Source organism: Lysobacter sp. CCNWLW3, from assembly GCF_036697405.1.
Lineage (GTDB): Bacteria > Pseudomonadota > Gammaproteobacteria > Xanthomonadales > Xanthomonadaceae > Lysobacter.
Genome location: NZ_JBAHWA010000002.1, coordinates 168,299 through 191,105 on the forward strand (window position 1 = coordinate 168,299; position 22,807 = coordinate 191,105).

Sequence of the window (22,807 nt, forward strand, 5' to 3'; positions counted from 1 at the left end):
GCTCGGCTCAGGCATGCTCCACCGCGCGCGGTTCCAGATCGTCGTCGGCCGCGTTCGCAGGCCGTGCCGCGCGCGGCTGCAGCCGCTCCAGGTGCTGGCTGAGCACCTGGCCGATGCGCGCGGCGGGCCGGCTGTCGAGCACGCTCTCGTGATGGCAGTCCAGCGCGTGCAGCTCGAAGCGGCCGCCGATGTAGGGGCGCCAGGTCGCGGGATCGTGCTCGATCAGCGCGGAGGGATCGCCCAGGCGCTGGGTGGCATGGAAATACACCAGGTCCAGGTCCAGGCGGCGCGGCGCATGCCGGCGCGCCAGGGCGAGGTTGTTGCGCATCACCGCGAACGCATGCTCGACGAAGCGCGGATGATCGCGCGCGATCTCGCGCAGCAGCGGCATCGAGCGCGCGTTGTAGGCGAGCAGGGCGGGCGCGAGTTCGTCCAGGCTGCGCGGCGCCGGCCCGGGGCCGGGCACGATGCCGAGGAAGTCCAGCGCCGCGCGCACTTCGTCGGCGGGATCGCGCGCGTGATCGGGCATTTCGGGCGTGAACAGATAGCTGTCGATCATCGCCAGCAGCTCCACCCGTTCGCCTTGTTCGCCCATCTGCGCGGCGATGGCGTGGCCGATCAGTCCGCCCAGCGAGCGGCCGAGCAGGCGGTACGGCCCCTCGGGCTGGAGGCGGCGGATCTGGGCCAGGTAGTCGGCGGCGATCTCGTCGATGCTGGCCGGCAGGCGATCCAGGCCGCGCAGACCGCGCGCCTGCAGGCCGTACACCGGCATCGCCGGGTCCAGGTGCCGCAGCAGCCCGGAATACCCCAGGCTGAGGCCGGCGATGGGGTGGATGCAGAACAGCGGGCGCGGCGCGGCGGCGGGCGTCGCGGCCCGGCGCAAGGACAGCACCGCGCCCAGCGGGTCGCCGTGTTCGTGGTCGGTGCGTTCCAGCAGCGCGGCCAGGCCGGCGATGGTCGAGGCCTCGAACAGACTGGCCACCGGCAGGCGCTTGCCGAAGCGTTCGGGCAGGCGCGCGATCAGCTGCGCGGCGATCAGCGAATCGCCGCCGAGTTCGAAGAAATTGTCGTGCACGCCGATGCGCGGCAAACCCAACAATTCCTTCCAGATCGTCGCGAGCTTGCGCTCCTCCGGCGTGCGCGGCGCCACGAAGCCGCTGCGCTCGCCACGCTCCGGCGCCGGCAGGGCCTTGCGGTCGAGCTTGCCGCTGGGCGTGAGCGGCAGGGCCGGCAGGCTGACCAGGGCGCTGGGAATCATGTAGTCGGGCAACTGCCGCGCCAGTTCGCGGCGCAGGGCCTCGGTCCGGATCGTCTCGCCCGCAGCGGGCACCAGATAAGCGGTCAGGCGCAGGCCGCCTTCGCCGCCGGAGGGCTCGGCGATCACCGCGGCCTCGGCGACCGCGGCGTGGCGCATCAGCTGGCTTTCGATCTCGCCCGGTTCGACCCGGATGCCGCGGATCTTGACCTGCTGATCGCTGCGGCCCAGGTATTCCAGCACGCCGTCCTCGCGCCAGCGCACGCGGTCGCCGCTGCGGTACATGCGGCCGCCGTCGGGATCGAAGGGGTCGGGCAGGAAGCGCTGCGCGGTGAGGTCCGGCCGGTTGAGATAGCCCAGCGCCACGCCCGCGCCGGCGATGTACAACTCGCCCGGGCAGCCGCTGGGCACCAGCCCGCCGCTGTCGTCGAGCACGTACACGCGGGTGTTGAGGATGGGACGTCCGATCGGCGGCGCGGCCAGGTCCGTGGCCGACAATTCGATGGCGGTGGAGTAGACGCTGGTTTCGGTCGGCCCGTAGAGATTGCTGACCCGGTCGGCTAACGCGGCCAAGCGCTGCGCCAGTTCGCCGGACAGGGCCTCGCCCGCGGCCAGCGCATGCACGCCCGCCAGATCGGTTTCGCCGCTGGACAGCAGCATGCGCCACAGCGAGGGCGTGGCCTGCATGTAGCCGATGCCGTGCTCGCGGATCAAGCCGGCCAGGCGCGCCGGATCGCGCACGATGTCGGCGCCGGCGATCACGGTGCGCGCGCCCACGATCAGGGGCAGGAACAGCTCCAGCGCCGCGACGTCGAAGACCACGGTGCTGACGGCGAGGAAACGGTCGGCCGGCAGCGGCGCGAGCTGACGGCGCATCGCCTCCAGCAGATTGCTCAGGTTGGCGTGGCTGACCTCCACGCCCTTGGGGCGGCCGGTGGAACCAGAGGTGTAGAGCACGTAGGCGCGCGCCGGCAGCGTGGACAGGTCGAACGCGCGCGGGGCCGCCAGCGCCGGCGCCAGCCCGGCCGGCGCCAGCGTCGCCAGCGGCGCGCCCAGCCGCGACAGGCGCGGCGCCAATTCCGTCGAGGTCAACAGCAACGCCGGCCGGGCATCGTCCAGCATGGTCGCCAGGCGTTCCTCGGGCGCGTCCGGATCCAGCGGCAGATAGGCCGCGCCGGCGAAACCGATCGCGAGCATGGCCACCAGCAGGTTCTCGCTGCGCGGCAGCGCCATGGCGACGATCTGGCCGGGCGCGACGCCGCGCTCGATCAGGCGATTGGCCTCGTGCAGGCTGCGCAGGTGCAGTTCGCGATAGCTCAGGCGCCGCTCGCCGTGGCACACGGCGATGGCGTCCGGGCTGCGCCAGGCCTGCTCGGCGAACAGAGCAGGCAGGGTCGCGGTGGGCGGCGGCGCGGCGGTGTCGTTCCACTGCCGCAGCAGGCGCTGGCGTTCCTCCTCGCCCAGCACGTCGATCGCGCACAGCGCCGCGCCGCTGTCGCTCAGGGCCGCGTCGATCAGCCGCTGCAGGCGGCGCCGGTGTTCGTCCAGCTCGGCCTGGTCGTACAACGAGGGATTAGCGTCGAAATCGAAGCGCAGGCCGCCGTCGTCGCCGCGGTCGTAGACGAACACGGTCAGGTCCTCGGCCGAACCGTTGGAGAGATTGCGCGGCACGCCGCTGGCGCCGCCGAAGTCCAGGGCATAGTCGAAGGGCTCGATGTTCACGCCCAGCCAGGCCACGCGCTGGCCTTGGCCGACCAGGCCCAGCTCGCGGCGCAAATCCTCGTAGCGGTAGCGCTGGTGGCGCAGGGCCTGGGCGACCACGCGCGCCACCTGCGCGATCAGTTCGCCCAGGGTCTGCTGCGGCTTCATGCGCAGCCGCAGCAGCACCGCGTTGGCGAGCATGCCCGGGGTATGACGCAGCTGATGGTTCACGCGGCCGCTGACCGGCATGCCCAGGACCAGGTCGGAAGCGCCGGTGGCGCGGAAGTAATAGGCGGCGATCAGCGCGATCAGCACCTGCGGAAGGCTCGCCGAATGGCGCTTGCCCAGCGCGCGCAGGCGCCGGCTGCTGTCGCCGCCGAGGAAGCCGGTGCTGCGCCGCAGCCCGCCTTCGCCGCGCGTGCGCCGGCGCGACAACGTGACCGGCTCGGGCAGGTCGGCCAGTTGCGTGTGCCAATACTCGCGATCGCGCCGGCAGCGGTCCGAGGCGCGGTAGCTGTCCTCCGATTCCAGCAGCGAGGCCAGCGAGTGGAAGCCGGCGCCATCGGGTTCGCGATTGAGCGCGTAAGCGGAGTAGACCTCGGCCACGCGCCGCGCGATCAGGCCGCCGGCATAGCCGTCCAGCACGATGTGATGCGCGCGGTGATACCAGACATGGCGATCGTGGGCGAGCTTGAACAAGGCGCAGGACCATAGCGGTCCGCCGTCGACCTCGGTCCGCGAGTGCAGCTCCTGCGCCATCCAGCGTTCGGCTGCCGCGGCCGGGTCGGCGAGTTCGGAATAGTCGAAGTAGGGGAACTCGTCGATGCGCGTGCCGATCACGCATTGGCGCGGAACGCCATCGACGTCGATCAGCCGTACGCGCACCGCCTCGGCCTCGGACGAGACCTCGCGCAGGGCGCGCAGGAACAGGCCGGGATCGATCCAGCCGTGGATATCGATCGCCTCGGCGAGATTGAAATTGGCGCCGGGTCCGGCGATTTTCTGGCTGAACCAGAGCCCCAACTGGGCCACGGACAGCGGCAACGAGACTGCACGCGCATCGTTCATCGCACTGCTCCTTGTGCGCATCGCCGGAGTGGTTGCGGCTGCCTGCCGCCTCCGGTGCGATGGTGTCGTCCAGACGTGTTGGCGATCAGTTCATTACGAACTCATCCTCAGGTTGCCATCACCGCGAAATTGGAACTGTGAAGTCGATTGTGGATTCGTTGTGTACTGCAACAACGTCACGCGGCCGTAACCTGCGGCTCGCGTGAGGGAAATCACTCAGTACGCCTGCGAGGTTCTCCGCGAGCGGGTTGCGAATGAACCAGTGCGTCGCGAGCGCGGCGATCGATCCGGCGTCATCGGTCCGAAAGATCTCGAAGCCGGGCTGGCGATCGCGGCCGCGCGCGTTCGATCCGAACTTCAGCGCCGCAGCGACAAAGCCAAGATGCGCAACGCTTCGCGTATCGCCGGGGCTTCGATGGCGCCGATGCCGAACACCAGTCCCAGGCCGGGATCGGGTCGCAAGGCGAACTGACCGATGCCGCATGCGCCCGGTGCGTGCTGGCGGGCCTTGGTCAACAGCAGCGCGGCCTGGGCGGGATCGCGGAAGCGCGCGGACAGGTGGATGCCGGCTTCCGAGGGGATCGGTTCCAGCCAGGGCCGCAGCTCGTCCGCGAAGACGTCCAGCATCGCCCGGCGGCGCTCTCCATAGAGCTTGCGCATGCGTCGCACATGCCGCGCCAAATGGCCGTCGAGGATGAACTGCGCCAGCGCATCCTGCAGTTGCGCGTTGCCGGCGGTGTCGATGCACTGCTTGGCCGCGGCCAGGGGCTCGCGCGCCCACGCGGGCGCGACCACGTAGCCGATGCGCAGCGCCGGGAACAGGCTCTTGGAGAAGGTGCCGACGTAGAGCACGCTGGCGTCGCGGTCCAGGGTCTGCAGCGCGTTGAGCGGACGGTTGCCGTAGCGGAACTCGCCGTCGTAATCGTCCTCGACGATCACCGCGCCGGTGCGGCGCGCGAACGCCAACAGCGCGGCCCGGCGCGCCATCGACATCGCCACGCCGGTCGGGAACTGATGCGAGGGCGTCACGCAGATCACCCGCACGTCCGCCGGCAGGCGGTCCACGCGCAGGCCCTCGTGATCCACCGCGATCGGCGCCAGCTGCGCGCCGGCAGCGAGCAGGGCGGCGCGCAAGGGCGGATAGCCCGGGTCCTCGATCGCGACCTTGGTCTTGCCCGGCGTGACCAGCACGCGCGCGATCAGATCGAAGGCCTGCTGCGCGCCGGAGGTCACCAGCACGTCGTCGGCGGCGCAGGCGACCGCGCGCGCGAACGAGACGTGCTGCGCGATCGCCGTGCGCAGCCGGGGCCTGCCGTAGGGCGAGTGGTAGTCGAAGGCGCCGATGTGGCGCGGGTGATAGGCGCGGCCGAGCAGGCGCCGCCAGATCTCGAACGGGAAGTGGCGGTGTTCGGGCGTGCCCAGGTGGAAGCCCGGTATCCAGGTCTCGTCGGCGTTGCGCGCGCGTTCGGGCACGACGCGCCATTGCGGATTGAGGCGCTCGTCGACCGGACGCGCGGCCCGGCGCGCGGGCCGCGCCGACTGGGCGCGGTAATCGGCGACCACGGCCTTGGCGCCGCTGCGGGTCAGCACATAGCCTTCCGCCACCAGCAGGTCGTAGGCGGCGATCACGGTGTTGCGCGCCAGCCCGTAGGCGCTGGCCACGCGCCGGGTCGAGGGCAGCTCCGCGCCAGGGCGCAGGCGCTGGTCCACGATCGCCGCGCGCAACTGCTCATGCAACTGGCGCAGGCGCCCGCCGCCATCGAACTCGATCTGGAACTCGAAAACTGGTTCCACCAGGCTCATGAAAACTGGATCTTCGAAGGAACCAGTGTCAGCCTAAGCTATCTTCACGCCGGCCACCAGGCGGCCGGCCCGAACAGCGTCGCGCGGCGGCGCACCGACGAGCGAACGAGTATGACGACGATGGAATGGCGGCTGGATTGCGAGCGCATCGACTGGGCGGTCCTGTCCGAGCTCTACCGGATCGCGCCGCTGGGCGACAAGTCCGCGGCCGACCTGGCCGTGGTGTTCGGCAACAGCCGCTACGTGTGCTTCGTCTACGACGGCCTGCGCCTGGTCGGCGCCGGGCGCGCCCTCGCCGACGGCCTGGACTGTTCTTATCTGTGCGACATCGCGGTGCACCCGGACTATCAGGGCAGCGGCCTGGGTAAGGCGATCATCGAGCACCTGAAGACGCAGTCGGCCGGCCATCGCAAGATCATCCTGTACGCCAACCCCGGCAAGGAGGGCTTCTATCGCAAGCTCGGCTTCCTGCGCATGCGCACGGCGATGGCGATCTTCCTCAACCGCGAGCGCGCGCTGGCCACCGGCCTGGTCGCGGAGGACTGAGCGAAACGAGCGTGGCAAATTTTTTTCCGAGGCGTGTCGATCCGCGCCACCCCGGTTCGTCGCTCCAGTGAGACCTAGACTCGGCGCCACTCCGGCGCCGGACCTCACCGGAGACCGACCATGAAATTGCTCAACCTGGCCCTGTGGGCCTGTACCGCCTTCGCCCTGGCATCGCCCGCCGCCGTATCCGCCGCGCAGACCCCGGCCGCGACCAGGATCAACGCCGCCGTCAGCAAGGGCCGGCAGAAGATCGACGGCATCGACTATTACTACGAGATCCACGGCAAGGGCGAACCCCTGCTGTTGCTGCACGGCGGCCTGGGCTCGATCGACATGTTCGGCCCGGTCCTGACCAAGCTGGCCGAACACCGCCAGGTGATCGCGGTCGATTACCAGGGCCACGGCCGCACGCCGCTGGGCGAGCGCCCCTTCAGCTGCCAGGCCAACGGCGACGACATGGCCACGCTGGTCGCCGAACTCGGCCATCCGCAGGTCGATGTGCTGGGCTATTCGCTGGGCGCCTGCGTGGGGCTGCGCATGGCGATCCAGAAGCCGGCCAGCGTGCGCCGCCTGGCCCTGGTCTCGGGCTCGTATTCCGACGACGCCTACTACCCCGGCATCCGCGCCCAGCAGAACGGGCTGACCGCGGCCGCCGCGCCGATGATGAAGGACACGCCGATGTACCGCAGCTACGCCGCGGTGGCGCCCAACGTCGACGAGTTCCCGCGCCTGCTCGATACCCTGGGCGACTTCATGCGCGGGCACTTCGACTGGTCGGCCGAGGTCAAGCAGCTGAAGATGCCGGTGATGCTGGTCTACGGCGACGGCGACATGTTCCGCCCCGAGCACGTGATCAAGTTCTATCAACTGCTCGGCGGCGGCCTGCAGGACGCCGGCTGGGGCCGCGAGACCCTCTCCAAGAACCGCCTGGCGATCCTGCCCGACCTGACCCACTACGAGATCTTCGCCTCGCCGCGCCTGGCGCCGACGGTGCTGCCGTTCCTGGACGGCACCAGCGACGTGAAGAGCTGGGCGGAGCAGGTGCAGCCCGCTCATTGAGCGCGCGATTCCGTCGCCGCATGCGCCTCTGTGACAGGCCGGCCAGGGCGGTTACCCTGCGCCCAGGGGAGCCATAGGACAAGGCGCATGCGGCACAAGGAACCGGGCGAACTCAGCTATAGGGAATTGGAGCGCCGGATCAAGGCCTTGCCCGACGGACCGGCAACGGTGCTCAACACCCCAAGGCCTTTCGCGATCCTGGGCATCGTCGGCAACGTCGGCATCATCCTGGGCCTGCTGCCGTCGTTGCTAATCACCTTCATGGCACCGCGCGAATGGATGCTGTGGATCGCGTATGCGGGTCTGGCGATCGCCGTGCTGGGTTGTGCGCCGGAGGTGTTTCGCACCGTCTGGGTCGTGGCGCGCAGCATGCGGAATTGGCGCACCGATCAGGTGCGCCAACTCGACCACGACATCGTGCAGTTCCGCGAACTGACCGTTTGGCTGCGCCGCTACCCGACCGATCAACTGGCCGAGCACCTGCGATTCACGCGCCGGGTGCAGACGCGGCTGTCCGCCAAGATCGCTCTGATGGCCGGCAGCTTGGACCGCCTGGGTATCGCGCCTTTGCTGATCGCGTTGGGTATCCAGATTAAGGCCGTTGTCGACTGGGGCCAGACACCGTATTGGCAGATCATGCTCGGCCTGTTCCTCGCTATCGCCTATATGGTCGCGCTGATGGCCGCCTTCATGCGCCTGCGCTTGCAGCTCTACGAGACCGTGTTGGAAGAGGCGCTGGAATCGCGCGCTTCGCCTGGGCGAGGGGCGGAGTTCTAGTTCGCTCGGGTCCGGTAGGGGGCATGGCGACGAAAGCCGCGAAAGCCGCGACGGCGCGCAAGCCCGGCACGACGTCCCCTCCCGATGCTGGAAGGGCCCGCGCCCCGGCCGCCGCTGCTGTATCGTTCCGCCTCCACCGTCCCGATCGCAGATGGCCGAATGAAGTCCGAATCCACGACCGCCCGACCCGCCGAGCCCCAGCTCGGCCACGCGATGAAACCGCGACAGCTGGTGATGATGGGCCTGGGCAGCGCGATCGGCGCCGGGCTGTTCCTGGGCTCGGGCGTGGGCGTGCAAGCCGCGGGGCCGGCCGTGCTGCTGTCCTATCTGATCGCCGGCGTGCTGGTGATCATCGTGATGCGCGCGCTGGGCGAGATGGCCGCGGCCAAGCCGGCCAGCGGCGCGTTTTCGGTCTACGCCGCCGACGCCATGGGCGCCACCGCCGGCGCCACCCTGGGCTGGCTGTGGTGGGCGCAGCTGGTGATCGTGATCGCGGCCGAGTCGGTCGGCGCGGCCGGCCTGCTGGCGACGGTCTGGCCGGGTTTGTCGGTGGCGACGATGTCGGTGCTGTTCATGGCCGTGTTCACCGCGATCAACCTGCTGGGCGTCAAGAATTTCGGCGCCTTCGAATTCTGGTTCGCGATCCTCAAGGTCGTCGCCATCCTGGCCTTCATCGCGATCGGCGCGGCCCTGTTGCTGGGTTGGCTGCCGGAGGTGAAATCGCCGGGTCTGTCGAACTTCGTCGACCACGGCGGCTTCGCGCCCAAGGGCTGGGCCGGTGTCGGCGCGGCGCTGCTGGTGGTGATCTTCGCCTTCGGCGGCACCGAGATCGTCGCGGTCGCGGCCGCCGAAACCCAGGACCCGGTACGCAGCATCACCCGCGCGATCCGCACCGTGGCCTGGCGCATCCTGGTGTTCTACATCGGCTCGGTCAGCGTGATCATCGCGGTGGTGCCGTGGACCAGCGAATCGCTGAAATCGCCGTTCGCGGCGGTACTGCAGGTCGCCAACATCCCGGGCGCGGCGGCGGCGATCACCCTGGTGGCGGTGATCGCGCTGCTGTCGGCGCTCAATGCCAACCTCTACGGCGCCTCGCGCATGATCTATTCGCTGGCCGAACGCCGCGAAGCGCCGCGTTTCCTGGCCATCGTCGACCGTCGCCAGGTGCCGGTGGCCGCGGTGCTGGCCAGCGTCGCCTTCGGCTTCTTCGCCGCGCTGCTGGAGCTGTGGTACCCCGAGCGCGTGCTGCCCGCGCTGCTGAACGTGGTCGGCTCCACCTGCCTGCTGGTCTGGGGCATGTCGCTGGTGTCGCAGCTGATCCTGCGCCGCCGCGCCGACCGCGACGGCACGCCGCTGCCGTTCCGCATGAACGCGTTTCCCTACCTGACCTGGCTTGGCCTGGCGCTGCTGGGCGGCGTGATCGCGCTGGCCCTGCTCACCGAGGGCCCACGCATGCAGTTGCTGTCGACGATCGCGCTGACCCTGGGCATCGCGGCGATCAGCGAAATCGCGCGACGGATGCGCGCCAGCGCCTGAGTCACGGCGTCGGCTTGGGCCGCTCCGCTTCCGCCTGACGCGCCTCGATGCGGCGCGAGAGTGCGCGCATCGCTTCGTCCGACTCCGCCAACAGCTCGTCGATCCTGGCCGCCGGCAACCAGCGGCCTTGCACGAAAACGCCATTGACGCGGGCCACGTTGCGGATGTCGGCCAGCGGGTCGGCGTCCAGCAGCACCAGATCGGCGCGTTCTCCCACGCGCACCGCGCCGCTGCCGCCCTTGCGATCGAACAGACGATGCGCATTGACCGTCGCAGCGCGCAGCACCTCCAGCGGCGACAAGCCGATCTCGCGCAGTTCGATCATTTCCTGGTGCACCGACACGCCGAACGCCAGGCCGGGCAGGGGCGCGTCGGTGCCCACGGTCAGCGGCACGCCGCGCTTCCACAGTTCGCGGGTGAGCAGGCGCGAGAAGTCGTAACCGGCCGAGAAGGTGTCGGCGCCGTCCTGGGCGCGGAACTTGGCGCTGAGGTAGTTGTTGCCCGCGGGCGCCCAATCCTGGCGGGTGACCGGATCGACCAGGGCGCTCCAGTCGCCCGGGGTAGCCGGTACTTCGCGCCGCACGTACATGTGCACGATCTGCTTGAGCGTGATCAGGGTCGGGGTGACGCCGATCTTGCGGTCCGCGACCAGGTCGGCGAGGGCGTCGATATCGCCCGGTGCGAGATCGGACTGGCGACCGTAGCGGCCGAGCTCCTCGCTGTGGGCGATGTTGTCCAGCGGATGCGCGAACGCGAAAGCGCGGTCGGCGCAGACGCCGCAACCCAGTTCCGGCAAGTGGCCGGAAGTGACCATGCCCTGGCGCCTGGCCTCGTCGACGATGGCCTGATAGGTCTCGCGGTTGAGGAACTGGTAGGGCTTGATGAAGTCGTAGCCGCGTTCGCGCGCGGCGCGCACGGCCGCGACGCCGTCGGCGGCGGAGGTGGGGGCCGTGGGCTTCGACGCCGGAACCTCGGCCGGGCGCGGCGAGGCGACCTCCGCGCGCGGGCCGTTGATGCGCTTGGCCACGTACAGGCGCGGCCCGAGGATGCGGCCGGCGGCGATCTCGTCGCGCAGCCACAGCAGGTCTTCGTCGCTGTTCGCGCCGCCGCCCAGATTGGCCGCGCCGGTCACGCCGGCCTTGAGGAAACTCAATAGCACGCGGCGGTCGTAGACATGGTCCGGGCCGGTGTCCAGCCCGGACAGCAGCGGATTCTTGCTGTCGCGCAGCGCGCCTTCGGTGGCGATGTGGACGTGGGCGTCGACCAGGCCGGGGATCAGGAAGCGGCCGCGGCCGTCGATCGGGCTGGCGCCGTGCGGCGAACGGCCTTTGCCGTGCTCGACGATCGAAGCGATGCGTCCGTCCCGCACCAGCACATCGCGGTGCGCGAGCACGTCGGCATTGTCGGCGGGGATCACACTGACGTCGCGGATCAGCCAGATGCCGCGAGCGGGCGCTCGCGCCGCGGATTCGGCCGCAGCCGCCGGAACGACATTCGCGGCGCACAGGGCCGCCGCCAACCACCAAGCCTTCATCCGCCACTCCACGCTTTGCCAGGGCCATGATACGAGGCGGCCGTCGTCGGCGCGCCTGCCTGGATGCGATGCGTGCAGCGGCCCCGGGGTTTAGCCGGCGCGCCCCACGCCGTCCGTGTCGACGTGAAGCGCGCCGCCCGAGGAGATCAGGCGTGAACCCAGAACGCGCTTTCGGCGAAGCGCTCGTCCTTCCACCAGTTGGCGGTGCTGGTGCCGTAGCGGAAATTGCTGGCGCCGGCCTGGCTTTGCAGCGGCTTGTCGACCTCGCCGGACGCGGTGCGATGGGCGCGCTCGGTCTCGGTCTCGGGCACCACCGGCAGGATGTGCCCGGATTTGCCCTCGATCCTGCGTCGCGCCACGATCAGGGCGATCGCGCCCTGGTTGGCTTCTTCCTGCAATCGGGTCGGCGACGCGACCTGGCGCCAGCCGAACTCGGGGCCGAAGTCGCGCAGCCAGCGGAACAGGTCGTTGGCGCGCATTTCGAAGATGGTGTTGCCGATCAGCGCTTCGACGGTCTGGCCGCGGCGCAGCTTCTCGATCGCCGGCGAGTTCCACCACACACGCGGCAGATAGACGCCGGCGAGATGGCAGTAGTCGTGGGCGTAGATGTTGCAGAAGGTCAGGCCCGAATGCGGCTGGTAGCGTTTGTGCGCGGGCTTGTCGACCGCGAGCCAGTCGATGATCTGGGCCAGGTCCTCGCGCAGTTCCGGCGCGCTCGCGCCGGAGCGCTCGGGCTGGCCCTCCTCGTTGAGCGAATGCGCGCCGGCCGCGTCGCGACGGCGCGTCACCCGGCCCGGTCGGCGCGGCATCAGCACCGCGACCACGCCGCTGCGCGGCGGATCGCGCGCGGGCTCGATCACCGGGATCTCGCCGATGCTGTTGTCGCGGACCAGGAAGTCGGTCGAACAGAAACCGCGCAGCAGCGCGCCGAACAGGCTGGTCTCGACTTCCATGAAGCCGTTGACGGCGCGGCCGCTGATCGCGCGCACCGGGTGGCCGTCGGGCAGCTCGCCCTTGACGTTGGCGGTGGCCGGCCGGCTGATCCGCGGTTCGCCGCGCAAGCGCAAGGTCGAGACGCGGGTATCGACGCGGAAGAAGGGACCGGTCGCGGTCACCGGGCTGGGCGGTGGCAGCGGCGCCTCGCCGGTGCGCGGCGTGGGCAGCGGCGCCGGCGCGTCGGGCGTCGCCACGGTCTGGGCTTGGCGGATGAAGTCGAATATCGCCTGGCCGTAAAAGCGCTCGCCGTCGAAATGGCCCTGGCGCAGCCCGCGCTCGGGCCGGAAGCCGCCGGTGTTGTAGACGATGGCTACCGAAGTCAGTTCCATCGTGGTCAGCGAGGAACGGTCCTGCAGGCGCAGCTTGCGCAGGCCGCGCTGGAGTTCGGCGACGCACATGGACAGGGATTCCTCGAAGCTCTCGTAGCGGCGTTCCAGGAAGTGGTCGGGGTCGTCGCGGAAGAACTGCAGATCGCGCTGGAACATGCCGAAGCCGTGGCAGAACTTGTTCGGTCGCGACGCCGCGCCCTGGTAGGCCTCGATGTGCACCGCCATGTCGACCAGCGCCTTGCGCGCGATCGCGAACATCTCGTCGCCGCGCGCGGCGGCCAGCAGGGCGGTCTTGGTCTGCGGGAACGCGCTGCGCCCGGCGTTCGCGTCCAGGGTGTCGCCCACGCACAGGGCCAGGATGCGTTCCTCGCTCATCGACTTGTGCCGCAGTATCGGCCAGACCTCGCCGGTCTCCTGGCAGGCCAGGGCGGTGATCAGATCCAGCGTGAGCGGGGTGCCGGCCAGCGCCGGCGCGACGCGCGCGGCGAAACGGGTCTTGAACCACAGCATGTCCGCGGTGTTCGGCATGGCCAACCTCCCTGTCGTGCCTCGAATCCGTTCTGCGCCGCAAGCGCGGGGCGCCATTCACAACGGAGGAACGAGTCGGCAACGCAGGATCGGCCAGGCCGGCGACGAACGGTCGCGGGCAGGGCGTTCGTTCTCCGGTTCGGTTGCGACAGGGCCTGGGCTCAGCCCAGCAGTTGCTGCGGCAGGCCGCTGAGCACGCGCCGGAACGGCTCGGAGTCCTCGATGCCGCGCGAGACGATCAGCGAACCCTGGATGCGCACCACCGCGTCCTCGGCGCGCCGTTGCGCTTCGCGCGCGGACACGCCGTCCTTCTCGCGGGCCAGCCGTGCGAAGCCGTCGATCAGGCCGCGCAAGGACGCGTTGAGACGATCCTGGAACAGCGTGCGCGCGTCGCCGACGACCAGGTTGCCGAACAGGCAGGCCTCGGCGCCGCCGCCATAAAAGCTGTCCAGCTTGGCGACGACCTTGGCCAGCCGCCGTTCCGGAGTGCCGCCGCCCCGCATCGGCGCCAGGATTTCGTCGTGCATCCAGGCATCGACGCGATCGAACACGGCGCGCGCCATGTCCTCCTTACCGCCGGGGAAGTAGTGATACAGGCTGGACCGGCCCAAGCCGGTGGCCTCGGACAGCTGGCCCAGGGACGCGGCGTCGTAGCCGTGGCGGCGGAACGCGCCCAGCAGGCGGTCTAGCACTTCATCGCGGGACAACAGGGGCGCGGGCATGGCGGCGGGTCGACTGGAACGTTCGGTCCAATATGGTTGCAGGGCGCGGCGCGGTCAATGTGGCCACCGATGAAACGCTGCGTCCGCAGCGGCGGCGTTGACGGGTCCGGTCTCGGCTTCTATTGTACCGATCGTTCGGTACAAGAACGCCACCCAAACCCAGGAATCCCGCCATGTCCGCTTCCTCCCTACGAAACTCATCGCGCCGCAGCCTGCGCGCCGGCGCCGCGCTGCTGCTCGCGGCGGTCGCCGCCTTCGCCTCTCCGCTGGTCCTGGCCCAGGATTCGGCCGCGCCCGCCGCCGCAACCGTCCAGGACGCCACCGCCACCCGCTACCGCACCGCCACCGTCGACGGGCTGGAGATCTTCTATCGCGAAGCCGGCCCGCGCGATGCGCCGGTGTTGCTGCTGCTGCACGGCTTCCCGACCTCCAGCCAGATGTACCGCGACCTGATCCCGCGCCTGGCCGACCGCTACCACGTCATCGCACCGGACTATCCGGGTTTCGGCCGCAGCGCTGCGCCGACGCCGGCGCAGTTCGAGTACAGCTTCGACCATTACGCGGCGCTGATGGAGCGGTTCACCCGCCAGCTGGGCCTGTCGCGGTACGCGCTCTATGTCATGGACTACGGCGCACCGGTGGGTTTCCGTCTGGCCGCGCAGCATCCGGAGCGCGTGACCGCGCTGATCGTGCAGAACGGCAACGCCTATCAGGAAGGCATCGGCCAGTTCTGGGATCCGATCAAGGCCTACTGGAACGACAACAGCGCCGCCAACCGCGAGCACCTGCGCCAGGCCGCGCTGACCCTGGACGGCACGCGCTGGCAGTACCTGCACGGCGAGCCCGATCCCAGCCTGGTCAGCCCGGATGCCTACATGCTCGATCAGGCCTACCTGGACCGCCCAGGCAACACCGACATCCAACTGGCGATGATCTACGACTATCGCAACAACCTGCCCAAGTACCCGCAATGGCAGGCCTACTTCCGCAAGCACCAGCCGCCAACCCTGGTGATCTGGGGCAAGAACGATCAGATCTTCCTGGCCGCGGGCGCCGCGCCCTACCGTCGCGACCTTCCGAAGGCCGAGGTGCATCTGCTGGACGCAGGCCACTTCGCGTTGGAAACCCACAGCGCGCAGATCGCGCAGCTGATCCGCGACTTCCTCGCCAAGCACTGAGTCGCCCATGCGGCGCCCCGGCACTCCGGGGCGCCGCTTCGTCCTCCGCCAACACACAGAGACGCCCATGAACACGATCGAATCTCGCCCGCCGCTCCCGCCCTTCAGCCTGGAGACCGCGCTGGCCAAGGTCCGCGCCGCCGAAGACGCCTGGAACAGCCGGGACCCGCAACGCATCGCCTTGGCTTACAGCGAAGACAGCGCATGGCGCAACCGTTCCGAGTTCTTCAGCGGCCGGCCCGCCATCGTCGATTTCCTGACCCGCAAATGGGCCAAGGAACTCGACTACCGGCTCATCAAGGAGCTATGGGCCTACGCAGGCAATCGCATCGCGGTGCGCTTCGCCTACGAATGGCGCGACCATGACGGCCGCTGGTTCCGCGCCTACGGCAACGAGAACTGGGAGTTCGACGAGCGCGGCCTGATGCGCCAGCGCCACGCCTCGATCAACGATCTGGCGATCGATGCCGGCCAGCGCAAGTTCCACTGGGATGCCACGGGCCGCCGCCCGCTCGATCACCCGGGCCTGAGCGATCTGGGGCTGTAAACGTCAGCCCGTGCCGGACTTCGACGAAGAAAGCGCGCCCGCCGGAGAGAGCGGGCGCGCGGGACCGATCGCGGTCCAGGTCAGGGAATGTAGTCCAGCGTCGCTTCGTCGATGGCGGGGCAGATCGCGTCGCTGCCGAACAACTCGTCCAGGCTGGGCGCCGGAGCGGCGGCCAGCGCGGTGGCGATGCAGCCGACCGTCTTGATCACGCGCGAGTTCTCCAGCCAATCGCAGGAGCTGGGCTTCACCGCGCCGAAGCCGTGCTTCTTCCAGACCACGCGCACGCCGCCGCACTGGGTGGCCGCCGGGAAGGAGTACCACTTGCCGCCGCTGTCCTGCTTGAGGTTGAAACCGGTGCCGGTGCAGGGCAGCGCGCCGCGACGGCAGACGCGCGAGCACTGGTGCAGCTGCTGCGGCGGCAGGTTGGAGGGGCAGCCTTTGGCGTTGTATTCCAGATTGCACTCGCAGTAGTCGTTCGGCGGGTCTTCGATGCGGGTGACGTTGTAGCGGATCGCCAGCGCCTTGGAGGCGACCTGCCCGGCGACGGCGACCTTGAACGCCTTCTCGTCGGCGCCGTTGGCTTCCTGGATCGAAATCAGGGGCCGGCCGGCGGCGTCGACCCGGATCGTCGGCCAGGACTGGATCCGGTAGACCTGGATGGTTTCGCAGGGGCTGGCGCCCGGACAGGCGGCCAGGGCCTGGCCGCTCCAGCCCAGCAGGGCCAGCCAGAACGCAGCGCCCAGCACCGCATGGGCGAACTTGTGTGTTGCAGGGCTCATGTCGCATCTCCGCGCGCGCGTGGTAGGGGCGGCGGACGCGCGCACCGGTCCGCCTGTGCTTACCAACGCGGCGAGGCCGCCGTTGTGAGCTTTGCGCGGATTTCGCGGCGCGGCCGCGATGGCGGCGATGTCACGCCGGCGCGCGCCGAATCGTCGTCCCGATGTCCGCAGGCGAACGGCGCCCGCGCGGCATGCGCTTGATCGCGCCGCCGCGGTCGCCATGTCCGACGGCATCTCTCCCCACTTCAGGACGACCATGACCCGTATCCAGCAAACCCCGGTGCTGACGCTCTCCAATCCCGCCGGCTTGTACGACCCTGCGCCCAACGGCTATTCGCACGTGGCCAGCGTGAGCGGCGCGGCGCGCTGGCTGCTGATCGCCGGGCAAGGCGGCGAAACCCAGGACGGACGCTTGTCGCCCGACTTTCGCGAGCAGGTGCGGCAGGCGCTGCTGAACCTGAAGACCGCGCTGGCCTCGGCCGGCGCCGGCACGGCCGACATCGCCAAGCTCACCGTGCTGATCGTCGACCACAGCGAAGCACGTCTGCACGTCTTCGGCGCCGAACTCGAAGCCGCGTTCGGTCCCGCCGCCAAGCCCGCCTGCACCTTGATTCCGGTGCCGCGCCTGGCCCTGGACGGCATGCTGTTCGAGGTCGAGGCGATCGCGGCTTTGGCGGCCTAGCCGGCGACGCCGTCGTCCTCCAAAACCAGCCCGCGCGCGGCCAGCATCGCCTGCACCCGGTCCAGCGCATGCGCGTAGTCGTCCGCGGCCGCGGCTTCCAGGACGGGATTGGCCAGCAGGGCGAAGCGCGCCAGCACCTCGTGGCGGTCGGCCTCGTGCTCGATCGTGGGCAGCTGCGCTTCCAGCGCGGCCAGTTCGGCGTCGAGTCGTTCGCGGGTCCAGGGCATGCGCACCTCGCCTAGCGTGACCACGGACCTTCCCGTCCGTGTTTCAGCATCATAGTTCGCGCCTGTGTAGGAGGCGTCACGCGCCCGCGCTCCGTCGCCTGCAGGACCATTGCCGGCGCGGCTAAAATGCGCGCCATGGATCGCAGCCGACGCGAGTTCGTGCCCATGGCCGGCACCGTGCTCGCCGGCGCCCACTTCGCGCCCTGGTGCGCGACTCCCGCAGGAGCGCAGACCATGTACGGATTGATCGGAAAGATGACCGCCAGCGCGGGCAAACGCGACGAACTGGTCGCGATACTGCTGGAGGGCGTGCACGACATGCCCGGTTGCCTGAGCTACATCGTCGCCCACGACGCCGGCGATGCCGACGCGATCTGGATCACCGAGGTATGGGACAGCCAGGACAGCCACGCGGCTTCGCTCAAGCTGCCGGCCGTGCGCGCGGCGATCGCGCGCGCGATGCCCATGGTCGCCGGTTTCGACACGGGCACCACCACCCGGCCGGTGGGCGGGCACGGCCTCTAGGGCCGCGCCGCCGCGATCACCACAGATTCTTGCCGTCGATCACGGACGCCGGCACCGCGTCGAGGTCGAAATCGTCCAGCAGGCGGGCGTTGATGCTGATCTTGGGGTGCTCGAAGTCGGGTTTGAAATCCACCCAGCTGGGGCTTTCGCCGTAGGTGGTGCAGCCGCAGGTGGCGCAGAAGTGGTGGGCGATCATGCCGGTGTTCCAGCGGTAGGTGGCCACGTCTTCCAGCGGCGTGAGCAGGCGGAACTGCTCGGGCGTGTAGTAGGCCCACAGCCCGCCGCGCTTGCTGCAGTACGAACAGGTGCAGCGGGTGACCTCGGTGGGGGCTTCGGTCACTTCGAATCGGGTCTTGCCGCAGTGGCAGCTGCCTTGCAGGGTCATCGGGATATCCTCGGTGGGCCTGGGCGCATGATCGCCCAGGACGGCGTCAATTCCTGTCAGCAGCGGCCGCGCATCGCTGCGTTGCGCGGCCCGGCGTTGCAAGCGCGGGGCAGGGCGCCAACACTGCCGGTACACGTCAACTGGAGCGAGCGATGGAACTGGGTATGGTCGGGCTGGGCCGGATGGGCGCGAACATGGCCGAGCGCCTGGTGCGCGGCGGGCATGCGGTAACGGGCTACGACCCCGGTGCGGCCGCGCGCGAGCAGGCGGCGGCGCGTGGGATCGCCGCGGCGGCCTCGCTGGAAGCGTTGGTGGCGGCCCTGCCGGCGCCGCGCGCGGTCTGGCTGATGGTGCCGGCCGGGCAGATCGTCGACGAGACCCTGGCCCGGCTTTTGCCGCTGCTGGCGCCCGGCGACAGCGTGATCGACGGCGGCAACTCCAACTACAAGGACACGATGCGGCGCGCGGCGATGCTGGCCGAGCACGGCCTGCACTACGTCGACTCCGGCACCAGCGGCGGCATCTGGGGCCTGGCCGAGGGCTATAGCCTGATGATCGGCGGCGACGAGGACGCGGTGGAGCGCCTGCGCCCGATCTTCGAGACCCTGGCGCCGGCGCCGGACCGCGGTTGGGGCCGGGTCGGGCCCAGCGGCTCCGGGCATTTCACCAAGATGGTCCACAACGGCATCGAGTACGGCCTGATGCAGGCCTATGCCGAGGGTTTCGCGATCATGCAGCGCAAGCCCGGTTTCGACCTGGACCTGCACCAGATCGCGCAGATCTGGCGGCACGGCAGCGTGGTGCGCTCCTGGCTGCTGGACCTGGGCGCCGACGCGCTGGGCAAGAACCCGGCCCTGGACGGGATCGCGCCTTATGTGGAGGACTCCGGCGAGGGCCGCTGGACGGTGGCCGAGGCCATCGATCTGGACGTGGCGGCGCCGGTGATCACCGCCTCGCTGCTGGAGCGTCTGCGTTCGCGCGAAAGCGACTCATTCGCCGACAAGCTGCTGGCGGCGATGCGCAACGAGTTCGGCGGCCACAAGATCAAGACTGGCTAACGGCACCCCCAGAAAGTTACCTCTGGCACCTCGCCGCGGCGGCGACGCCGGCGCAAAGTGCGCCTGAATCCAGGAGCGCCGCCATGCAAATGACCCTGCCCGCAGTGACTCCGGTCCTCGCCACCGCGGGGATCGGCTGGTTTTACTACCGTCGCATCCGCAGCCAGTTCGGCCGACAGGCCTACCGGCCGACACGCGCGCTGGTGCGCCTGGCGATTCTGGGCGTGGCCATGCTGGCGCTGATCTACGGCGCGGTCATGCTGCCGCATGTGTGGCCGGGCGTGCTCGCGGGCAGTCTGATCGGCGCCGCCATCGGCGTGTTCGCGCTGCGCCATACCCGTGTCGAGCCGTGCATGAAGGCGGCCTACTACACGCCCAATCCCTGGATCGGCGGCGCGCTGTCCCTGCTGCTGATCGGGCGCCTGGCCTGGCGCTGGGCCGGCGGCGCATTCTCCGGCGGCATGCCGATGAGCCAGACCAGCCCGCTGACGATGGCGATCGCCGCGATGCTGGTCGGCTATTACCTGGTCTACGGCATCGGTCTGCGTCGGCAGATCCGGCGTCCCGCGGCAAGCGCCGCGCGCTCGGACGAAGCGGCTGCGAACACCGTCGACTGAGGCTGGCGGCGCAGGGTGGCGGCCTCCGGTACCGTGGCCGGCCGCGTCCTGGCCGAAGGCCGCGACAGGCTGGCGCCGAAGGCCGCCATGGCCGTGAATCCGATGCGCCGGCTCGCCTGTACGCGGGCGTCGTGCGACGATCCGACTGCGTTGCGAACCAAGGAGCGATAGGTGCAGTCGGTCCCCGATCCTGAAAACGTCGTGCGCGCGCGGGCTGTGAACGCGCTGCGCGTGTGCTGGCTGGGCTTGCTGATCGCCGGCCTCGGTGCCTGCGCGAGCGCGCCGCCGCGCAATCCGCTGGCCGAATGGCACGGCTCGCCCAACTACGGCCCGCGCCGGGCCCAGTTGATCGTGCTGCACCACACCGAGATGGACAGCGCCGAGGGCGCCTTGCGCGTGCTCCGCGCGGGCGACCCGGAGCGCCGGGTCAGCGCGCATTACCTGATCGGCGCCGACGGCCGCCTGTACCAACTGGTGTCGGAGCAGGACCGCGCCTGGCATGCCGGCGCCGCCAGCTGGGGCGGGATCGAGGACCTCAACTCGGCCTCGATCGGCATCGAGTTGGACAACGACGGCAGCGCGCCCTTCGCCGAAGCGCAGATCCAGACCCTGCTGCGCTTGCTGCGCGACATCAGCCAGCGCCTGTCGATCCCGCCGCAATTGGTGATCGGCCACGGCGACATCGCCCCCACCCGCAAGCACGACCCCAGCGCGCTGTTTCCCTGGTCGCGCCTGGCGCAGGCCGGCTTCGGCCTGTGGCCGCGCGCCGAACGCGTAGCGCCGCCGCCGGGTTTCGACCGCTGGGCCGCGCTGCGCACGATCGGCTACGACCTGCGCGATCCCGCCGCGGCGCAACGCGCCTTCCATCGCCACTACCGCGGCCAGGACAGCGATGGTTGGCTGGAAGGCGACGACGAGATCTTGTTCGATCTGCAGCAGCAGTTGATGGCCTTGCCGGTGGGAACAGCTGCTACGCCGCCTTGATCTTGCGCCGGGCGACGGCGCTTATTCGATGTGCGCCGCGAACCCCACCCGCTCGGGTGCGACCTCCGGCTTCAGGGTCAGCGCCGGAATCTCGTATTCGCCTGCGTTTTGGCGACGGAACGCGATCGGCGCGGTGGTCGACAGGGCATCCAGCCGTTGGCCCAGCGCATCGCGTACCGCCGAGAACCGGGCTTCGTCCATGCGGCTGGTGCGATAGACCACGAACGGCGGCAGCACCTCGAAGCCCGGGTAGTGCAGGACGCCGTGCTGGATCGGAAACAGCAGATCGTCGATCGGGCCGTTGACGCCGCGCGGGCCGTAGTGGGATTCCCAGCCGCCGGCGGTGACCACCAGCATCGCGCGCTTGCCCGCCAGGGTGCCTTCGCCGTAGCGGTCGCCCCAGCGCGCATCGGAATGCTCGCCCACGCCGTAGCCGAATCCGTAGGCGTAAACGCGATCGACCCAGCCCTTGAGGATCGCCGGCATCGTGAACCACCACAGCGGAAACTGCAGGATCACCGTGTCCGCCCAGCGCAGCTTGTCCTGTTCCAGCGCGATGTCGGCGCTCTGGCGGCCGCTGTCGAACGCTCGCTTGGAATCGAGCACCGGATGGAAGGGCGCGTCGGCGGGCCGATCCAGATGGTCGCTGCCGTCCAGCACCGCTTTCCAGTTCATCGCATACAGGTCAGAGACCCGGACGCTGTGGCCGGCGGCCTGCAGCCGCTCGATCGTGTAGTCCCTGAGCGCGCCGTTCAAGGACCGCGGCTCGGGATGGGCGTAGACGAGCAGGACGTTCATGCGGGATCTCGGAAAGGGGATGCGCGCAGGCTAGGCGGCGCCAAGGTATATTGGAAATGAATTCTCCATATCGCAGGTATGTCGATGAATAATCTTCGACGGCTGGACCTCAACCTGCTGGTCACCCTGGATGCCTTGCTCGCCGAGCACAACGTGACCCGCGCGGCGCAGCGCCTGAATTTCTCCCAGCCTTCGGTCAGCGTGCACCTGGCCAAGCTGCGCGAGATCTTCGGCGATCCGTTGCTGCTGCCCGGGCCGCGCGGCATGCGCCCGACCGCGCGCGCCGAAGCCCTGCGCGAACCTTTGCGGCTGGCTCTGGAGGCGGTCGAGCGCGCGGTGTCGCCGCAGGGCCCGTTCGATCCCGCCCGGGCGCAGCAAACCTGGCGCGTGGCCTCGGCCGACTACGGCGAGTCGGCGGTGCTGCTGCCGGCCCTGGCCGGCCTGCGCGCGCTGGCGCCGGCCTGCCGTCTGGCGGTGCTGCAGATGCAGCCTTCGCGCGTGGCCAAGCAGGCCGAACAGGGCGAGATCGATCTGGCACTGCACACCACCCAGGGCGCCCCCGAGGGCTTGCGGCGGCGCGCCTTGTTCACCGAGCGCTACGTGCTGGTGGGGCGCGCCGGTCATCCGCGTTTGAAGCGCCGCCCAACCCTGGCGCAGTTCTGCGCGCTGGAGCACGTGATCGTGTCGCCGGACGGCGGCGGGTTTCACGGCGTCACCGACGAAGCGCTGGCGCCATTGGGTCTGTCGCGCCGGGTCGTGCTGTCGGTACCGCACTTCCTGTTCGTGAAGTCGGTCGTGGCCAGCACAGACCTGGTCGCGCTGCTGCCCGAGCGACTGGTGCGCGACGCGCCCGCGCTGCGCGTGGTCGAGCCGCCTGTGGAACTGCCGGGCTACGAGATGTCCATGCTGTGGCACGAACGCTCGCACCGCGATCCCGCCCAGCGCTGGCTGCGCGATCGCATCGCCGCCTCGGTCTGAGGCGCAACCGTAGGATGCGGTGAGCCGAAGGCGAACACATCATCGCCATGCGCCGCGCTTGGTGCCCGTGCGGTCGCTACCGCAACCACGACCAATGCGGCGCACCGCATGACGCGCGACGAATTGGGATAGTGATTCCCACAACGCCGAATTTCCGCCAAAGCCATACGCGGTACGGGCTTGCGCCGATTGATC

21 protein-coding genes are annotated in these 22,807 nt (G+C 69.8%); 12 read left to right on the forward strand and 9 right to left on the reverse strand.

Annotation, left to right across the window (positions count from 1 at the left end; all coding sequences use genetic code 11):
• Positions 1-7: 7 nt before the first annotated feature.
• Together V1318_RS05940 and V1318_RS05945 are read right to left on the reverse strand one after the other, a co-directional pair.
• On the reverse strand, positions 8-4,024 hold the full coding sequence (locus V1318_RS05940) for an amino acid adenylation domain-containing protein (protein WP_332938582.1): 4,017 nt from the start codon (positions 4,022-4,024) through the stop codon (positions 8-10).
• 357 nt (positions 4,025-4,381) lie between these two features.
• Positions 4,382-5,827 carry a PLP-dependent aminotransferase family protein gene (locus V1318_RS05945; RefSeq protein WP_332938584.1) on the reverse strand — a complete coding sequence of 482 codons (1,446 nt, stop codon included), beginning with the start codon at positions 5,825-5,827 and terminating at the stop codon, positions 4,382-4,384.
• Positions 5,828-5,938: 111 nt separating this feature from the next.
• On the opposite strand from V1318_RS05945, the gene V1318_RS05950 reads away from it, so the two are divergent.
• The 4 genes from V1318_RS05950 (at position 5,939) to V1318_RS05965 (ending at position 9,745) form a co-directional block, all read left to right on the forward strand.
• Positions 5,939-6,373 carry a GNAT family N-acetyltransferase gene (locus tag V1318_RS05950; protein WP_332938585.1) on the forward strand — a complete coding sequence of 145 codons (435 nt, stop codon included), beginning with the start codon at positions 5,939-5,941 and terminating at the stop codon, positions 6,371-6,373.
• Between the two features lie 120 nt (positions 6,374-6,493).
• The gene (locus tag V1318_RS05955) at positions 6,494-7,432 is read left to right on the forward strand and encodes an alpha/beta hydrolase (protein WP_332938586.1); all 939 of its coding nucleotides are present in this window, start codon (positions 6,494-6,496) and stop codon (positions 7,430-7,432) included.
• Positions 7,433-7,519: 87 nt separating this feature from the next.
• The gene (locus V1318_RS05960) at positions 7,520-8,209 is read left to right on the forward strand and encodes a hypothetical protein (RefSeq protein ID WP_332938588.1); all 690 of its coding nucleotides are present in this window, start codon (positions 7,520-7,522) and stop codon (positions 8,207-8,209) included.
• Positions 8,210-8,368: 159 nt separating this feature from the next.
• Positions 8,369-9,745, forward strand: coding sequence for an amino acid permease (locus tag V1318_RS05965; protein WP_332938590.1), 1,377 nt, complete (start codon positions 8,369-8,371; stop codon positions 9,743-9,745).
• Between the two features lies 1 nt (position 9,746).
• Here V1318_RS05965 and V1318_RS05970 read toward each other — a convergent pair whose 3' ends face one another.
• The 3 genes from V1318_RS05970 to V1318_RS05980 form a co-directional block, all read right to left on the reverse strand.
• Positions 9,747-11,279, reverse strand: a complete 1,533-nt coding sequence (locus V1318_RS05970) for an amidohydrolase family protein (RefSeq protein WP_332938592.1) — start codon at positions 11,277-11,279, stop codon at positions 9,747-9,749.
• 146 nt (positions 11,280-11,425) lie between these two features.
• Positions 11,426-13,132: a hypothetical protein gene (locus tag V1318_RS05975; protein WP_332938594.1), complete on the reverse strand. Its 1,707-nt coding sequence runs from the start codon at positions 13,130-13,132 to the stop codon at positions 11,426-11,428.
• A gap of 161 nt (positions 13,133-13,293) precedes the next feature.
• Positions 13,294-13,854: a TetR/AcrR family transcriptional regulator gene (locus V1318_RS05980; RefSeq protein ID WP_332938596.1), complete on the reverse strand. Its 561-nt coding sequence runs from the start codon at positions 13,852-13,854 to the stop codon at positions 13,294-13,296.
• Between the two features lie 173 nt (positions 13,855-14,027).
• On the opposite strand from V1318_RS05980, the gene V1318_RS05985 reads away from it, so the two are divergent.
• Both V1318_RS05985 and V1318_RS05990 read left to right on the forward strand, forming a co-directional pair.
• A complete protein-coding gene (locus tag V1318_RS05985; RefSeq protein ID WP_332938598.1) occupies positions 14,028-15,032 on the forward strand; it encodes an alpha/beta hydrolase in 1,005 nt (334 codons plus the stop codon).
• Positions 15,033-15,099: 67 nt separating this feature from the next.
• On the forward strand, positions 15,100-15,579 hold the full coding sequence (locus V1318_RS05990) for a nuclear transport factor 2 family protein (RefSeq protein ID WP_332938600.1): 480 nt from the start codon (positions 15,100-15,102) through the stop codon (positions 15,577-15,579).
• 80 nt (positions 15,580-15,659) lie between these two features.
• On the opposite strand, the gene V1318_RS05995 is transcribed toward V1318_RS05990, so the two are convergent.
• On the reverse strand, positions 15,660-16,358 hold the full coding sequence (locus tag V1318_RS05995) for a hypothetical protein (RefSeq protein WP_332938602.1): 699 nt from the start codon (positions 16,356-16,358) through the stop codon (positions 15,660-15,662).
• A 256-nt stretch (positions 16,359-16,614) separates the two neighbouring features.
• On the opposite strand from V1318_RS05995, the gene V1318_RS06000 reads away from it, so the two are divergent.
• Positions 16,615-17,040, forward strand: a complete 426-nt coding sequence (locus V1318_RS06000; RefSeq protein WP_332938605.1) for a RidA family protein — start codon at positions 16,615-16,617, stop codon at positions 17,038-17,040.
• Here the strand turns inward: V1318_RS06000 and V1318_RS06005 are convergent.
• Positions 17,037-17,291 (reverse strand): hypothetical protein, encoded by a 255-nt coding sequence (locus V1318_RS06005; RefSeq protein WP_332938607.1) that lies wholly within the window; start codon positions 17,289-17,291, stop codon positions 17,037-17,039. The two genes, V1318_RS06000 and V1318_RS06005, sit on opposite strands and share 4 nt — an antisense overlap.
• 111 nt (positions 17,292-17,402) lie before the next feature.
• Between V1318_RS06005 and V1318_RS06010 the strand changes: the two genes are divergently transcribed.
• Positions 17,403-17,792 (forward strand): antibiotic biosynthesis monooxygenase family protein, encoded by a 390-nt coding sequence (locus V1318_RS06010; protein ID WP_332938609.1) that lies wholly within the window; start codon positions 17,403-17,405, stop codon positions 17,790-17,792.
• A 16-nt stretch (positions 17,793-17,808) separates the two neighbouring features.
• Here the strand turns inward: V1318_RS06010 and V1318_RS06015 are convergent, their stop codons facing one another.
• The gene (locus tag V1318_RS06015; protein ID WP_332938612.1) at positions 17,809-18,177 is read right to left on the reverse strand and encodes a GFA family protein; all 369 of its coding nucleotides are present in this window, start codon (positions 18,175-18,177) and stop codon (positions 17,809-17,811) included.
• A gap of 152 nt (positions 18,178-18,329) precedes the next feature.
• Between V1318_RS06015 and gnd the strand changes: the two genes are divergently transcribed.
• From gnd to V1318_RS06030, 3 genes are all read left to right on the forward strand, one after another.
• Complete coding sequence (gene gnd, locus V1318_RS06020) at positions 18,330-19,235, forward strand: phosphogluconate dehydrogenase (NAD(+)-dependent, decarboxylating) (RefSeq protein ID WP_332938613.1); 906 nt, start codon at positions 18,330-18,332, stop codon at positions 19,233-19,235.
• Positions 19,236-19,318: 83 nt separating this feature from the next.
• A complete protein-coding gene (locus V1318_RS06025) occupies positions 19,319-19,852 on the forward strand; it encodes a hypothetical protein (RefSeq protein WP_332938614.1) in 534 nt (177 codons plus the stop codon).
• A gap of 171 nt (positions 19,853-20,023) precedes the next feature.
• The gene (locus tag V1318_RS06030) at positions 20,024-20,836 is read left to right on the forward strand and encodes an N-acetylmuramoyl-L-alanine amidase (RefSeq protein ID WP_332938616.1); all 813 of its coding nucleotides are present in this window, start codon (positions 20,024-20,026) and stop codon (positions 20,834-20,836) included.
• A 21-nt stretch (positions 20,837-20,857) separates the two neighbouring features.
• On the opposite strand, the gene V1318_RS06035 is transcribed toward V1318_RS06030, so the two are convergent.
• The gene (locus tag V1318_RS06035; protein ID WP_332938618.1) at positions 20,858-21,634 is read right to left on the reverse strand and encodes an NAD(P)H-dependent oxidoreductase; all 777 of its coding nucleotides are present in this window, start codon (positions 21,632-21,634) and stop codon (positions 20,858-20,860) included.
• An 84-nt stretch (positions 21,635-21,718) separates the two neighbouring features.
• On the opposite strand from V1318_RS06035, the gene V1318_RS06040 reads away from it, so the two are divergent.
• On the forward strand, positions 21,719-22,612 hold the full coding sequence (locus V1318_RS06040; RefSeq protein ID WP_332938619.1) for a LysR family transcriptional regulator: 894 nt from the start codon (positions 21,719-21,721) through the stop codon (positions 22,610-22,612).
• Positions 22,613-22,807: the final 195 nt, after the last annotated feature.